The organism is Corynebacterium sp. BF-R-2 (assembly GCF_024586525.1).
GTDB classification, from domain to species: domain Bacteria; phylum Actinomycetota; class Actinomycetes; order Mycobacteriales; family Mycobacteriaceae; genus Corynebacterium; species Corynebacterium singulare.
Genome location: NZ_JAMFTP010000006.1, coordinates 15,433 through 28,475, shown reverse-complemented (window position 1 = coordinate 28,475; position 13,043 = coordinate 15,433). Strand labels below are relative to the sequence as shown.

14 protein-coding genes are annotated in these 13,043 nt (G+C 60.3%); 5 read left to right on the top strand and 9 right to left on the bottom strand.

The window, feature by feature from the left end:
• The first annotated feature begins 29 nt into the window (after positions 1-29).
• Positions 30-1,268: a glycosyltransferase 87 family protein gene (locus M5J09_RS05145; protein ID WP_257157196.1), complete on the top strand. Its 1,239-nt coding sequence runs from the start codon at positions 30-32 to the stop codon at positions 1,266-1,268.
• 32 nt (positions 1,269-1,300) lie between these two features.
• Here the strand turns inward: M5J09_RS05145 and M5J09_RS05140 are convergent, their stop codons facing one another.
• From M5J09_RS05140 to M5J09_RS05130, 3 genes are read right to left on the bottom strand one after another with little or no spacing between them, the layout of a single operon-like run.
• Positions 1,301-2,437, bottom strand: coding sequence for a glutamate--cysteine ligase (locus M5J09_RS05140; RefSeq protein WP_257157195.1), 1,137 nt, complete (start codon positions 2,435-2,437; stop codon positions 1,301-1,303).
• 48 nt (positions 2,438-2,485) lie between these two features.
• The gene (locus M5J09_RS05135) at positions 2,486-3,418 is read right to left on the bottom strand and encodes a LytR C-terminal domain-containing protein (RefSeq protein ID WP_257157194.1); all 933 of its coding nucleotides are present in this window, start codon (positions 3,416-3,418) and stop codon (positions 2,486-2,488) included.
• Between the two features lie 42 nt (positions 3,419-3,460).
• The gene (locus M5J09_RS05130; protein ID WP_257157193.1) at positions 3,461-3,703 is read right to left on the bottom strand and encodes a DUF3263 domain-containing protein; all 243 of its coding nucleotides are present in this window, start codon (positions 3,701-3,703) and stop codon (positions 3,461-3,463) included.
• 16 nt (positions 3,704-3,719) lie between these two features.
• Here M5J09_RS05130 and M5J09_RS05125 point away from each other — a divergent pair, with 16 nt between their 5' ends.
• From M5J09_RS05125 to cls, 4 genes are read left to right on the top strand one after another with little or no spacing between them, the layout of a single operon-like run.
• Entirely contained in the window at positions 3,720-4,334 is a 615-nt protein-coding gene (locus tag M5J09_RS05125) for a peptide deformylase (RefSeq protein ID WP_042533452.1), read from the top strand.
• Positions 4,334-5,332, top strand: coding sequence for a GNAT family N-acetyltransferase (locus M5J09_RS05120; protein WP_257157192.1), 999 nt, complete (start codon positions 4,334-4,336; stop codon positions 5,330-5,332). The genes M5J09_RS05125 and M5J09_RS05120 overlap by 1 nt, the downstream gene beginning before the upstream one ends.
• A gap of 5 nt (positions 5,333-5,337) precedes the next feature.
• A complete protein-coding gene (locus tag M5J09_RS05115) occupies positions 5,338-6,147 on the top strand; it encodes an exodeoxyribonuclease III (protein WP_257157191.1) in 810 nt (269 codons plus the stop codon).
• A gap of 6 nt (positions 6,148-6,153) precedes the next feature.
• Positions 6,154-7,617 carry a cardiolipin synthase gene (gene cls, locus M5J09_RS05110; protein ID WP_257157190.1) on the top strand — a complete coding sequence of 488 codons (1,464 nt, stop codon included), beginning with the start codon at positions 6,154-6,156 and terminating at the stop codon, positions 7,615-7,617.
• A 35-nt stretch (positions 7,618-7,652) separates the two neighbouring features.
• On the opposite strand, the gene M5J09_RS05105 is transcribed toward cls, so the two are convergent.
• The 6 genes from M5J09_RS05105 to M5J09_RS05080 all read right to left on the bottom strand — a co-directional run bounded on the left by M5J09_RS05105 (position 7,653) and on the right by M5J09_RS05080 (position 13,020).
• Positions 7,653-8,114, bottom strand: coding sequence for a hypothetical protein (locus tag M5J09_RS05105; protein WP_257157189.1), 462 nt, complete (start codon positions 8,112-8,114; stop codon positions 7,653-7,655).
• A complete protein-coding gene (locus tag M5J09_RS05100) occupies positions 8,114-9,463 on the bottom strand; it encodes an AAA family ATPase (protein ID WP_257157188.1) in 1,350 nt (449 codons plus the stop codon). The genes M5J09_RS05105 and M5J09_RS05100 overlap by 1 nt, the downstream gene beginning before the upstream one ends.
• 109 nt (positions 9,464-9,572) lie before the next feature.
• Positions 9,573-10,754, bottom strand: coding sequence for a multidrug effflux MFS transporter (locus tag M5J09_RS05095; RefSeq protein WP_257157187.1), 1,182 nt, complete (start codon positions 10,752-10,754; stop codon positions 9,573-9,575).
• Entirely contained in the window at positions 10,751-11,515 is a 765-nt protein-coding gene (locus M5J09_RS05090) for an ABC transporter permease (RefSeq protein WP_042532442.1), read from the bottom strand. Before M5J09_RS05090 ends, M5J09_RS05095 begins: the two co-directional genes overlap by 4 nt.
• Entirely contained in the window at positions 11,515-12,492 is a 978-nt protein-coding gene (locus tag M5J09_RS05085; RefSeq protein ID WP_144794239.1) for an ABC transporter ATP-binding protein, read from the bottom strand. The genes M5J09_RS05090 and M5J09_RS05085 overlap by 1 nt, the downstream gene beginning before the upstream one ends.
• A gap of 39 nt (positions 12,493-12,531) precedes the next feature.
• Positions 12,532-13,020: an NUDIX domain-containing protein gene (locus M5J09_RS05080; protein WP_257157186.1), complete on the bottom strand. Its 489-nt coding sequence runs from the start codon at positions 13,018-13,020 to the stop codon at positions 12,532-12,534.
• Positions 13,021-13,043: the final 23 nt, after the last annotated feature.

The window sequence follows — 13,043 nt, the reverse complement described above, 5'->3', positions numbered from 1 at the left end:
ACACCTTTCATCGGCCGAGGAGAATTCACGTGAAGAAGCTGCAGGGCATCCCCACACTGTGTACTGTCCTGGCGCTGGGCATCGCGGTGATGGTCTACCGCATCATCCAATTCGACGGCCACAAAGCGTTCACCTACATCCTCCCCTTTGACCTGGCCATTTACCGCATGGCGGGCGCAGACCTCAACGCGGGCGGGCTGCTGTACGACGCCCCCTATATCTACGAATTCCCCTTCACCTACCCACCCTTCGCCGGCATCCTCTTCCAGGTTCTGCCCTTCTTCAGCGAGGGCGCGTTGACCATCCTCTGGCCGGCGCTCATGTTCCTGGCAGTGCTGGCGATTGTGGTGATGATTTTCCGCGAGCGCGGCATCAAGCTCAGCCCTGCAGCCATTGTCGTTGCGGTTCTGCTGACGGCACTGACGCCGGCGAACGAGTCGATGCACGGTTCGCTGTACTACGGACAGATCAATGTCTTCCTCATGCTCCTCGTGGCCCTTGACTTCCTGCCGATGAAGCGCCGCCTCCCCGGCGTGGGTACCGGCTTGGCGGCGGGCATCAAGCTCACTCCGGCCTACATGGGCTTGGCGCTGCTCTTTGAAAAGCGCTGGTGGGCTGCGGTCGGCTCCATCGTCACCTTCCTGGTGACGGTGGTGCTGGGCTTCATCTTCGTTCCGGATGCTCTGGACTTCTGGACCGATGCCATGTTTAACTCCTCCCGCGTGGGCGAGCATGCCAATCCCGGTGCGAAGTCGCTGCGCTCGCTGATGTTCCGCGTTCTGGGCATCGACGGTGGTATGTGGTGGCTCCTGGCCGTCCTCGCCGTTTTCGTGCTCACCTGCCTGGCGCTGCGCACGGCCTACAAGCGGGGCAACCGTACCGCAGCCTTCGCTCTGACGGGCCTGAGCACCTGCTTGGTGTCCCCGTTTTCTTGGTACCACCACTTCGTGTGGACCATCCCCTTTGCGGTCTTGGTCTTCGTGACGGTGAATCAGGCGGTGGGCGCGCGTGTGTCCGGCAAGTTCGGTGAGCAGCTCGCCGGCCTGGCAGCGCTGGCAGCGCTTGTCGTGGTGTCGCTGCCGTTCATGTCGGTGCCGGTGTGGTTTACCATGTCCTCCGCGAACCTCGACACCCTCGAGTCCTTCCAGCCGTGGGCAACGTCGCTGTGGACTCTGTCCTGCGTGCTCTTCATCGCTGCCTACGCCCTGTGGGGCTTCATCGCCCCGCGCTACAAGGCTGGAACGGCAGTTCCGGCGTCGAAGCAGTAGCGATATCGATACCCATATCGTCCACCTCAGGCTTAAAGTGGCAGCAGCTGCTCCATCTCATCTGCGGTGGCCTTGACCACCTTCTGCCAGCTGCCGGTCTCCTCGTAAAGGCGGCGCTGCCGCTGGTAGCCCGCACCCGAGTCGATGATTTCTTGGACCAGCTGCAGCTCGCGGGCACAGCCCAGCTCCTGGGATAGCGGCGCGAGCTCCTCCAGCATATCCGCCAGCTCGTCCTTGACCCACCGCTCGTCGGTCTCGCGCGACGTGATGACCAGCGCGTCCATGCCATAGCGCGCGCCGCGCCACTTGTTTTCTGCCACGTGCCATGGCTGGAGTGTCGGCAGCGTGTCGCCGGCATCCAGCATGCGGTCATAGTGCACCACCAGACAGTGAGTCAGCGCCACGATGGCGGAGAGCTCGCGCAGGTTGGAGGTGGCGTCAGAGATGCGCACCTCAATCGTGCCCCATTTGGAGGCCGGGCGGATATCGAAATGCATCGAGCCCGTGTGGTTGATAACACCCGAAATGGCCTGGTCACGCATGTAGGACTGCCACTGTGTCCAGTTCTCAAACTGATAGGGCATGCCGGCAGTGGGCAGCTGCTGGTACAGCATCGTGCGATTGGAGGCATAGCCGGTATCGAGGCCCTCCCATGCCGGGGAGCACGCAGAGATGGCCAGCAGGTGCGGGTACTTCGTCATCAACGCGTTGATGATGGGCCACACGCGGTCTTCGTGGCGAATGCCCACGTGCACGTGCGTGCCCCACAGCAGCATCTGCTGCCCCCAGTACTGGGTGCGGTTGATGATTTCGGAGTAGCTTGCCTTGTTGGAGACGGGGTTCTTCCGAAAATCGGTGAAGGGGTGCCCGCCGGAGGCCCACAGACGCACGTCCATAGCGGTGGCCGCCTCACGCACTGCGCTGAGCGACGCCCCCAAGTCCCCCATCGCCTCCGGCACGGTCCGACAGACCCCAGTGACCAGTTCCACGGTGTTCTGGAGAAACTCTTTCTCCAAGTGGATATCAGGGTGGGCGGCACGGACGGAGTCGATGAGCTCCGCGCCACGCGGCACGAGATCCCAGGTCACTGGATCTACGAGGGCTACCTCCCACTCAACCCCAAGTGTTGGCTCGGGGGAGCGGACGAAGTTCTCTTCCGGAATATTCACCCATTCATCTTATCTGTCGAGCGGATGAATTTAATAAGATTTTATTCCTTAAGCCTGCGGCACGGCGAGGACCACGACGACGGCGTCACCCTTGGTGTAATCACCGATCAGCTCGGCCGGGTAGGGCGCGATGGCACCGCCTGGGACGCTACCGCCGTAGTACTGGGCAGCAAGCTCCTTGGCCAGGTTCTCCGCGGCGGCGTCACCCTCCGGGTAGTAGACGGTGGTCTGCGGTGCAACGAGAACCTCGCCGCTCAGGTTGCCTACCTCGGAAACCTTGAAGTTCTGGGACTTCAGGCGCTCGGCTTCATCGGCGGCAAAGTTGGCGCGGCCGGAGTTGTTGTAGACGTTGACCGGGATATCGGCCTGTTCGCGGTCTGCCGCGGCACCGTCGTGCTCAGCGGCGTCGTCACCTTCGGCAGCAGCATCCTGACCGGCATCGGCGTCACCGCCGGCCGCATCAGCATCCTTGCCGGAGTCTTTCTTGGCGTCGCTGCCTGCTGCGTTGCCGTCCTTATCAGCATCGGCGCCAGCCGCGCCGCCCGCCGCGTCGGCATCCTTGTTGCCGGCGCCCGCCTGGCCGCCCTGCCCCTCGCCTTCGGCGCCGCCGTTGGCGGGACCTGAAACGGCGGAATCGTTATTGCCGCCATCCTCGGCAACGTTCTCGGAGTTATCCGAGGTCATGGCATAGAGGGCCCACATGCCCAACATCACGGCCACGGCGATGAGCACCATGGCGAGGCCACGGACGGGCAGCTTAGTGGCGGGTGCTGCGGCAGCGCCGGCATCAGTACCCGCAGCGACAGGCTCGGCGGATGGTGCCTCAGCTGGCGCGGCAGCCGATGCAGTAGCCGGTGCGGCAACTGGGTCTCCAGCGCGAGCATCAGGGTTGACGCCAGCTGCAGCGGGGTCGGTGGAATCGGCGGCGGGGCGCGCGCCGTTAACGGACGAAGCAGAGTTTTCCGGATTCACATTAGTCACACAGGAAACTCTAGTATCTGCAACGCGCGTAGCGTGGATTGCTTAGCGCGGCGCGGCGCGGCGGACGTCTTCGCGGGCATCCCGAAGCCGGCGAAGGCGCGTGACGAGGAGAGGGTGAGACGCGTGGGCCGCTGGGGCGTCGAGAAGCACATTGAGGCGCTGGTGATAACGCACCGGTGACATATCCAACTGCGCGCGGATGGCCTCCTCCTTGGCACTGATATCACGCGGAGCGTGGGACTCGAACTCCAAAATGGCGGCGTCTAGGTCTGACAGGGACGGCATGCTTAAACTGTATGTCATGACTATTCGCCCCATCGTTATCCACGGCGACCCGGTCCTCCACAATCCGACCGAGCCCGTGACCGAAGCCATTGACTCCCCCGAGTTGCAGGAGCTCATCGCGGACATGCACGAAACCATGGACGCCGCACACGGCGTTGGTTTGGCCGCCAACCAAGTTGGCGTAAACAAGCGCCTCTTTGTCTATCACTGCCCCGACACCGACGGGCCCGACGGCACCGAGCTGCCTGAAGGTGGCATGCGCCGCGGCTGCGTCATCAACCCCGTTCTGGAGACCTCCGAAATCCCAGAAACCATGCCGGCCGATGATGGCACCGAGGACGAAGGCTGCCTCTCCGTTCCTGGCGAGGGCTTCCCCACCGGCCGTGCCGACTGGGCGCGCGTGACCGGCAAGAATGAAAAAGGCGAAGACATCTCCATCGAGGGCTACGGTTTCTTCGCGCGCATGCTGCAGCACGAGACCGGCCACCTCGATGGTTTCGTCTACACCGACGTTCTCACCGGCCGCTACAAGCGCCAGGCCAAGAAGACCATCAAGCGCAACGGGTGGACCGAAGCGGGCCTGACCTGGGTTCCAGGCGAGGACGAGGATCCTTTCGGGCACGACGACTAATGTCCCGCATTTTCCGCTCCGACGCCGTCTCCGTGGGCGAGCGCGTTGTGGCCCGGCGCGATTTTGGCGGGGTGCATAGCGATGTCATTGGCCACGTGGTGAGCGTGGATCCGCTGGTCATCCGCCCTCAGGAGATGGGTGGCTACCCGTCCTCGTTGGAGGCGGTGGAGATTCCGCCGGAGCAGCTCAAGATTATTAAGCGCCTCTCGCCGCGCACGGTGCGCAATTCCGATATCCGCGCCGTCGAGGTCGCCACCGCCGCCGCCTTCCCTGGCAAGGAGCACACGTGGACCGCCGATGGCCAGTGGCTCATGCGCGCTGGTGACGGTGTGACGGGACGTTCCAACTCGGCCATTCCCCTGGGGCCGTCGGCGGGCTTTATGCCGGTGCCCATCGAGGAGATCGACGCTTTCTATGCCCGCCATGACCTGCCCACGCGTTTGGCGGTCCCGGAACGCATTGGCAATCCTGCCGAGAAGCTCATCGCGGCTTCGCCCGAGGCATGGTCCTTGGAGCCGGAGATCCTGGTCATGGTGCGGGAGCTCGGGGAGTTGCCGGAGCTTAGCGACGTCCACTTTGTCGTCGACAAGCAACCCGACCCCGAGTGGCTCAGCCTTTACCATTTCCGCGGTCAGTCACTCCCACCACTGGCGTTGGAGTATCTGCGCAGCCACATTGACGGCACGATGGGCTTTGGCCGCCTGCTGTCCGACGCGGGCGAAACAATTGCCATTACGCGCGGCACGCTCACCGAATCCGGCGATGGCACGCTGTGGTTAGGCTACTCGGCCGTTGAGGTGGCTGAAGGCTGGCGGCGCAAGGGGCTGGGAACAGCGCTCGGCGCGCACATGCTGGCGTGGGGCAAGGAGCACGGCGCACAGAAGGCCTACTTGCAGGTCGTGGCGCACAACGTAGCCGGGATTGGTCTCTACGAGAAGCTCGGCTTCCTGGAGCAGCACCGCCACCGTTACGCCTGCCGCGTTGCTCAAGTACCCTGATTCACATGCGCATCGCTTCGTGGAACATCAACTCCGTCCGCACCCGCGTCGGCCGCGCGGTGGATCTGCTGGCCAAGCACGATATCGACGTGCTCTGTCTTCAGGAAACCAAGGTGTCGGATGAGAAGTTTCCCCGCGCGCCCTTCGAGGAGGCCGGCTACCACGTCACCAGCCACGGTCTGAACCAGTGGAATGGCGTAGCCATTGTGTCCAAGGACGAGCCGGACGAGGTCCAGACCTTCTTCCCCGGCCAGCCCGGGTTTCACAAGGACCCGGCACAGGAACAAAAGCGCGAGGCCCGAGCGGTATCCGCGCGCATCCGCGGGATCGAAATCTGGTCGCTCTACATCCCAAATGGGCGCGAAATTACTGACCCGCACTACGACTACAAGCTGCAGTTCCTCTACGCGCTCGCGCGCTATGTGGAGACCCGCGCACAGTCGAAGCTGCTGCTCACGGGCGATTTCAACATTGCCCCACGCGATGAAGACGTGTGGGACATGAGCCTTTTCCGCGGCAAGACTCATGTCACTGAACCGGAGCGCGCGGCCTTCCAGATGCTCGAGGAAGCAGGGCTGGAGGAGGTCACGCGCCGCTTTACGGAAGAAGAACGCTGGACCTACTTTGATTACAAATCCATGCGCTTCCAGAAGAACGAAGGCATGCGGATTGACTTCCAGCTGGCCTCTGCCCCCTTGGCCGAGCTCGTGCAGGGCGCCCAGGTGGATCTGGTGGAACGTGCGGGTGATAAAACCTCAGACCATGTGCCACTCATTGCTGATTTCGACGTTCCTGATTTCGACTCGGTGCGGTAGATAAATATGAGCCTGAATATCGATCTCTCTGCATGGCAGTTGGCGTTGCTCATCCTTGACTATGGCATCAAGATTGTCGCCATCGGCGTCGTCCCCGAAGGCCGCCGCCCGTCGAGCTCCACCGCGTGGCTACTCGCCATTCTTGTGCTCCCGATCGTGGGCCTGCCCCTGTTCTTGCTCATGGGCTCGCCCTACATCAATCGGCGGCGTCACCGCATCCAGCAAGAGGCCAACGCGCTGATAGCTGACGTCACCGCCTCCACACCGAACCACCCGAAGGGCAGGTTGTCCCCAGAAATCGAGTCACTTATCCAGCTCAACCGCAACCTCACCGGGCACCCGGCACTCATTGGACACAACAAGGGGCTTCATGCTTCCTATAACGAGGCCATCATGGCCATGGCACGGGCTGTGGATCGCGCCGAGAAATACGTGCTCGTTGAGATCTACATCCAGTCCTGGGACGAGGTCACGGATGTCTTCTTCCAGTCCCTCAAGCGCGCCCGCGAGCGCGGCGTGGAGGTCAAGCTGTTGCTGGACCAGATTGGAAGCTACAAGTACAAGGGCTACTTTTCCCTGGGCAAGCGCTTGACGGAGATTGGCGTGGAATGGCACCTCATGCTGCCGCTACAGCTACACAAGGGCCGTTTCCGCCGCCCCGATCTGCGCAACCACCGCAAGATCGTGGTCATTGATGGTCACACGGGTTTCCTCGGCTCGATGAACATGATCAAACGCCAGTACAAGACCAAGGACCGCGCGTGGATTGACTACATGGTGGAAATCACCGGCCCAGCGGTCACCTCCTTGGCCGCCGTCTTCGCGGTGGACTGGTACTTGGAGTCCGAGGAACAGCTTTCCCTGGACATGCAGCCTTATGACGATGCCGTGACGCCCGATGCCAACCACCTCCAGCTTGTCCCCTCCGGACCCGGTTACACCACTGAGCCGAACCTGCGCATGTTCAACTCTGTGGTACACCATGCCAAGGAAAAGCTGGTGATGTGCTCACCGTACTTCATCCCGGACGAGTCCCTGCTCGAAGCCGTCACCACCGCCTGCTACCGCGACGTGGAGGTCCATCTCCTGGTCTCGAAGAAAGCTGACCAGTTCATGGTCAACCACGCCCAATCCTCCTACTATCAAGCGCTTCTAGAGGCAGGGGTGCGTATTTTCCAGTTCCCGGAACCTTTCGTGCTGCACTCCAAGTTCATCTTGGCGGACCCGAACCTGCCGAACCGCGACCCCCTATGCATGTTTGGCTCCTCCAACATGGACATGCGCTCCTTTGGTCTTAACTACGAATCCACCATGCTTGTGGCCAAGGGCGACCTCATCAATGACTTCACCCGGCTGGCTACCAACTATGAGAAGGTCTGCCACGAGTTGACCCTCGAGGAGTGGAATGAGCGCGGGTTGCTGCGCCGCTACGTGGACAACGTCATGCGCCTGACCTCGGCACTGCAATAGCGCGCGATCACGTCCCCAGTGCTCATACTCTCGCGTTAGGTGTTACTGGCGAGCATGGTGTCATATGTCCACACCTCTGCGGTTATTCCGGTAGCGCGCCTGTACAGCTCCCGTTCCGTCAAAATGCAAAGGTCCCCACCACCGACCTGCTGCATCATCAATTCCACCATCGTTTGGCCAGCTCGATGTTGTGAAATTAGCTCAGAAATAAATTCCTTGTTCCACTGAAAGTCATGAAGTATCCACGGGGCTTGCTGTTGCGCTGTCAGCTCGAGCATCTGCGAAAACTTTTCCGCAATATCGCGTCTTACCCGACCATCCGAAAGCTGCGCAATATGATTTCCAGTTTCGATGACAGCGGTGATAGGCAAGATGAACCAAGCGTTTTCGGACTGCCGTTTCGCAAAGTCGTGTTTCGCTTGTTCTCGATCCTGGCTCTTTTTCGGGATCTCGAGCAGATTATCCAGAACAGAGGTGTCGATGAAGTAAACGCGCATCAGCCAATCCCAAAAAGCTTATTCAGGTTATCGAAGCTCGCCTTTGTGTCGGTGTCATCGACTAATTCACCGGCAGTCACAGCAGCGCCCAGACTGTGTTTCGAAATGGACTCCACGAAATCTGGTAGTTCCACCAATGGCGTAAGTTCACTATTTCCGGTTGTCTCATCCCGGTAACACACCGCAACCTGCCCATTAGTTTCACCAGAGATCTGATCCAAAATCGCTGGGCTATGAGTTGTTACAAGTACTTGAGAGTCATGCTTGTGTGCTGATTCGTCAAGCATATTCATCACTCGTTGTGCCTGTGATGGGTGTAGACCGTTTTCCATTTCCTCGACGACGATTTGCGCTACTGCACTTTCCACATCATTCCCGCGTGAAAGGGGCTGTTCGATGTCCAAATCCCTAGGAGCTGTTTTTAATGCCGTTGCAATCGCCAGAAATCGAAGAAGCCCATCACTCATCTCACGCGCGGGTGTGCTTTCGTGCCTTCCATCCGCAAAGTGCTCGACGAGAGTTAGCATCACTTCATCCAGCTGAGTGTCAATGAAATCCAAAGTAGAGTCCACGCCGGTAACGTGTGCCGCCAACTGCCCTAAATCGTGGAAGGTCTCAGGCGAATCTCTGCGTAATTGCCACAGTACCGCCGACAGATTTTCGCCACTACGTTTGAGCTGAGCGTTCTTCTTCGCAACGTAATTGCGCATAAGACTCGGAACTGGGTCGAGGTGAAACACAGACCGAAGTGTGGTACTCACAATCGATGCGCCCTTCAACACCGAATTCTCCGCGCGGTTTTTCCCTGCAAGAACTGCCTTTATCTGCCCGAGAATTAGGCGGGAGTCTCGCATAAGTGTTGCTGGGTTTGCGCCACGCTTTCCATTGAAAATCTCTGTATTGATACCAGCAAGGTTCTCTGCCGCAGGTTGGGTCTTAAAAAGTTCTGCTTCTACAGTTCTAACCCCATTTTTTACGGAGTACCCTGGCCCCACCAGGCTTTCCCTTAGCACTCGCAGTTCCGGAAGCACCTGTATTTCAACGTCATAGCGAAAGATGTCTTCTCCGGCTTCGACAGTGCAGCCCAGTTCAAAACTATCTTCGCCATGTGGTGCACATCCACGGGAGCCTCCCCTGATTGGCCCTGCCTGCGTCATACGTCCATCAAGAGCATCGACGAGCTCCGTCCCCGAAGATAACCGCGACAAAACCTCGAGGCCGTCTAGTGCATTCGACTTACCGGAGCTGTTTAGGCCTGTAAGAAAAGTCACCGGATGTAGTGTGAGTACGGCATCGTGAAACGATTTAAACCTGCGCAGTCGCAGCTCGGCAAGGCGGGGAGTGGACATGCCGCTCATGATACACATTTGCGCAGGCAACCATGGTCCTCGAAAGGATTCTCGTACTGCGCGCGCAGAAACTCTTCGCCTCCAGAATCAGTTGTGCGAAGCCAAAGAATCAACGAGCGAGTCGGCTCGAAATGCAAAGCCCGCATAAAGCCACAAGGCTGCACGCCACCATGCCCAGCGCCATGGTCAGTGCCGGGTTGGAGCCGAGACCCATGAACGGGCTGACCACGCTGGCCAGCAGGGATTGACCAAACCCCATAATGGCAGACACGCTACCAGCACGCGATCGCATAAGCCCCGTGGCCAAGGCGGTGGCATTGCCCATGATGAAACCGGTGGGCGCAATGCAGACAAACAGCACCAGGAGGGACAGCCAGATCGGCGCGCCTACGACAACGGTGAGCAGCAGAAGCAGCGTGGACACCACACTGCCAGCGACACCAATGCGCAGCATGACAGCGGGTGACACCAAGTCCATCGCCCGCGAATTCACCAGAGTGGCAGCGAAAAGGCCGACGGAATTCATGCCGAAGATGAGCGAGTAGCCCAAGGGCGAAAAGCCCCATTGGTTTTGAAAAACGAAGGCGGAAGCGCAGATGTAGCAAAACATCGAGCAGAAGCCGAAGGCCATGGTGATGAGATAGCCCCATACCCGGGCATTCGTGATGACAGCCCAATAATTACCGGCAACAGTGCGAGCCAAGCTCACCCGAGATGACTCTGGGCCACAACGCGCGCTGACGGTCTCTGGAACGATGAACCAGGCCAGAATCAGTTGTAGAGCATGCAAGCCGGCAAGCCCCCAGAAGATACCCCGCCATCCCAGTGGCTCCGCCAACACCCCTCCCAAGACCGGGGCAACGGCCGGGGCAATGCCCTGCAAGGCCATGAGCAGCGAATAGGCTTTCGCGGCGGCAGCGCCATGGACAAGGTCCGGGACAATGGCACGTGCGAGCACCACGCAAGCCCCGCCGCCAAGACCTTGGAAAACACGGGCCGCGACAAGGACGGTAGCGCTCGGTGCCATGGCCGAGACGACGGAGGCAGCAAGAGCAACAGTGGCCCCGGTGAGGAGAAGGGGTTTGCGGCCTAAAGCGTCAGAGAGCGGACCCACCAGCAACTGGCCGGCACCCATACCGATAAAGAAACCGGAGATGGTCAACTGCACCATCGAGCGAGTGGTGTCGAGGTCAGCGACGATGGCTGGCATGACCGGCAGGTACATGTCAGTTGCAAAAGGCGCCGTTGCGGACAACAGCGCCAAAGATGCCACTAGGGGGAAGGGGATCACGCGTCGCGTTTCTCCAGAACCAGCACGCCGATACCCCACAGGATGATGGCCCAAGCGAAGAAGACCACTCCGCCCATGCCTACTGAATCCCAGGGGGCGCTGTCCTCCACCATGTCCATGGTCCAGTTGGTGAAGGCGGTAAACGGCATGAAGTGGATAATGTCATCCCCCACCACAGGAAGGATGCGCACCACGTTTTCCAGGCCCATGTAGAGGATGAGGGCAATCGCCACGGTGCCGGCGGTCTGCCGCAGCAAAAGGCCCAATCCTTGGACAAACATCACCGCACCAAAGGCGGCCAGCGGCGCCGTCCACAGCAGGCGCTGAGCGCTGTCCTCTGAGAAGGGGTGGAACGCTTCCGCGGCGGCAGGATTGGTCGTCATATCGGCGAGGACAAAGATGTACACCTCACTGAAAAACATGATGAGCGCAGCAATGAAGCCATAGAGCACTAACTTCGCAACGGCCACTAACCACCGGTTGGGGTTGGCCATGTACGTCACCGATTGCGTCTTGTGGCGGTATTCCGTGGTCACCACCATGGCACCCTGGATCATGAGGATCGGTACGCCCAAAAGCAGCAGCACAGCTACAAGAGAATTGGGTTGTAGGGGGCTTATGCCCAGGACGGGCTCGCCCGCGTTAAGCGAGTTAATCAGCGTCCAACCTGTCGCAATGACCAAGATCAGGCCGGTGGTCCAGAAGAATGATTTAGTGGTGCGCAGTTTGGTCCACTCCGCATTGAGCATGTTGAGAAACATTAGTGCTGAGCTCCTTCTGCGTTGATGCCGGCACCGCTACCCGCGGCTGTCTGCGCCCCACCAGGCTGTGCCTGGTACTGCACCACATCATTGGTCATCGCCATGAAGGCCTCCTCAAGGGAGGCTCTGTGCAGCGAGAGCTCCGTCAGGGGCACGCCGGTAGAATAGGCCAGCTGGCCAATGTAGTCCGTGGTTTGCTCTGGAATAACCAGTGTGGGTCGGTTTTCCTCATCCACAGACGTGGTGAAGAACACCCCGGCCTCCCGCAGGACGGAGCCGAACTCGCGCAGGTGTTCTGAGCGAACGATGACGGAGGCAGTCGAGTTTTCCTTGACAAAGTCATAGGTGCGCTGGTTGGCCATGAGGCGGCCACGACCGATCACCACGAGGTGGTCAGCGGTCTGTGCCATCTCCGAAAGGAGGTGGGAAGAAATGAGCACCGTGCGTCCCTCTGCAGCAAGCGCGCGCACGAGCGAGCGCACCCAGCGGATACCTTCGGGGTCCAAGCCATTGACCGGCTCATCCAGAATCAGCACGCCTGGGTCACCCAGGAGTGCCGCTGCCAAGCCGAGGCGCTGGCCCATACCCAGAGAGAAGCCGCCGGCCTTCTTTCCGGCGACGTCGGAAAGCCCCACGAGCCCCAGCACCTCATCAACGCGCGAGGTAGGGATACCGTTGGACTGTGCCATCCACTTGAGGTGGTTGGCGGCGGAGCGGTTGGCGTGGACCGCTTTAGCGTCAAGAAGCGCGCCCACTTCCCGCAGCGGGTGCTTGAGCTCTCGGTAGGGCTTGCCATGCACCAAGGCTGTGCCCGCCGTGGGCCGGTCGAGGCCCAGGATCATCCGCATTGTCGTTGACTTTCCCGCGCCGTTGGGCCCCAAGAAGCCGGTCACCTGTCCCGGCTGTACCTGAAAGGTGAGGTCATCAACGGCGCGGACAGACTTATACTGTTTTGTCAGTCCGGCTACTTCAATCATGCACTACAGCGTGCCACAGCTTCCTGCCATGTGCCTGTATTAGCGGTTCAGCTCCCCACAACGCTCCACCAGCCCGGGCAATGCCTCCCGAAAAGGTGGAATGAGATCCAACTGGTCTACCTGTGCAAACGGCACCCAGCGCAGTTCAGCGGATTCCTCGTTAGGAGTCGTTTCCAAGCGCTGGCCCGTTACTGTTCGCGCCAGCACCGTGGTGTAGGTCCAGCCGCCATCAAACGGCCCAGAGGTCACGATGGACTCGAGGACCTCCACATCTGCCACGGCGATGCCGGTTTCTTCCTCGGTCTCTCGCAGCGCAGCCTGCTCCGGAGTTTCCGGCTTATCGCGCGCCCCGCCCGGAATTCCCCACGTCCCGCCATTATTAGTCCACGCGGCACGGTGCTGAAGCAGCACCTCATCCCCAGCTACGAGGAAGAGCCCCGCCGCACCGAACTTGCCCCACACAGGCACCCCGTTCGGACCTTGGGCCCATCCATCGCCGGACAGTTCTGGGTTTACACGCGCACACATACCTCCAATCTATACCCACTTAC

Coding starts and splice junctions, on each gene's coding strand:
- M5J09_RS05125 (WP_042533452.1), top strand. CDS start 3,720: ATGACTATTCGCCCCATCGTTATCCACGGCGACCCGGTCCTCCACAAT.
- M5J09_RS05080 (WP_257157186.1), bottom strand. CDS start 13,020: ATGTGTGCGCGTGTAAACCCAGAACTGTCCGGCGATGGATGGGCCCAA.
- cls (WP_257157190.1), top strand. CDS start 6,154: ATGAGCCTGAATATCGATCTCTCTGCATGGCAGTTGGCGTTGCTCATC.
- M5J09_RS05100 (WP_257157188.1), bottom strand. CDS start 9,463: ATGTCCACTCCCCGCCTTGCCGAGCTGCGACTGCGCAGGTTTAAATCG.
- M5J09_RS05130 (WP_257157193.1), bottom strand. CDS start 3,703: ATGCCGTCCCTGTCAGACCTAGACGCCGCCATTTTGGAGTTCGAGTCC.
- M5J09_RS05090 (WP_042532442.1), bottom strand. CDS start 11,515: ATGTTTCTCAACATGCTCAATGCGGAGTGGACCAAACTGCGCACCACT.
- M5J09_RS05105 (WP_257157189.1), bottom strand. CDS start 8,114: ATGCGCGTTTACTTCATCGACACCTCTGTTCTGGATAATCTGCTCGAG.
- M5J09_RS05085 (WP_144794239.1), bottom strand. CDS start 12,492: ATGATTGAAGTAGCCGGACTGACAAAACAGTATAAGTCTGTCCGCGCC.
- M5J09_RS05120 (WP_257157192.1), top strand. CDS start 4,334: ATGTCCCGCATTTTCCGCTCCGACGCCGTCTCCGTGGGCGAGCGCGTT.
- M5J09_RS05115 (WP_257157191.1), top strand. CDS start 5,338: ATGCGCATCGCTTCGTGGAACATCAACTCCGTCCGCACCCGCGTCGGC.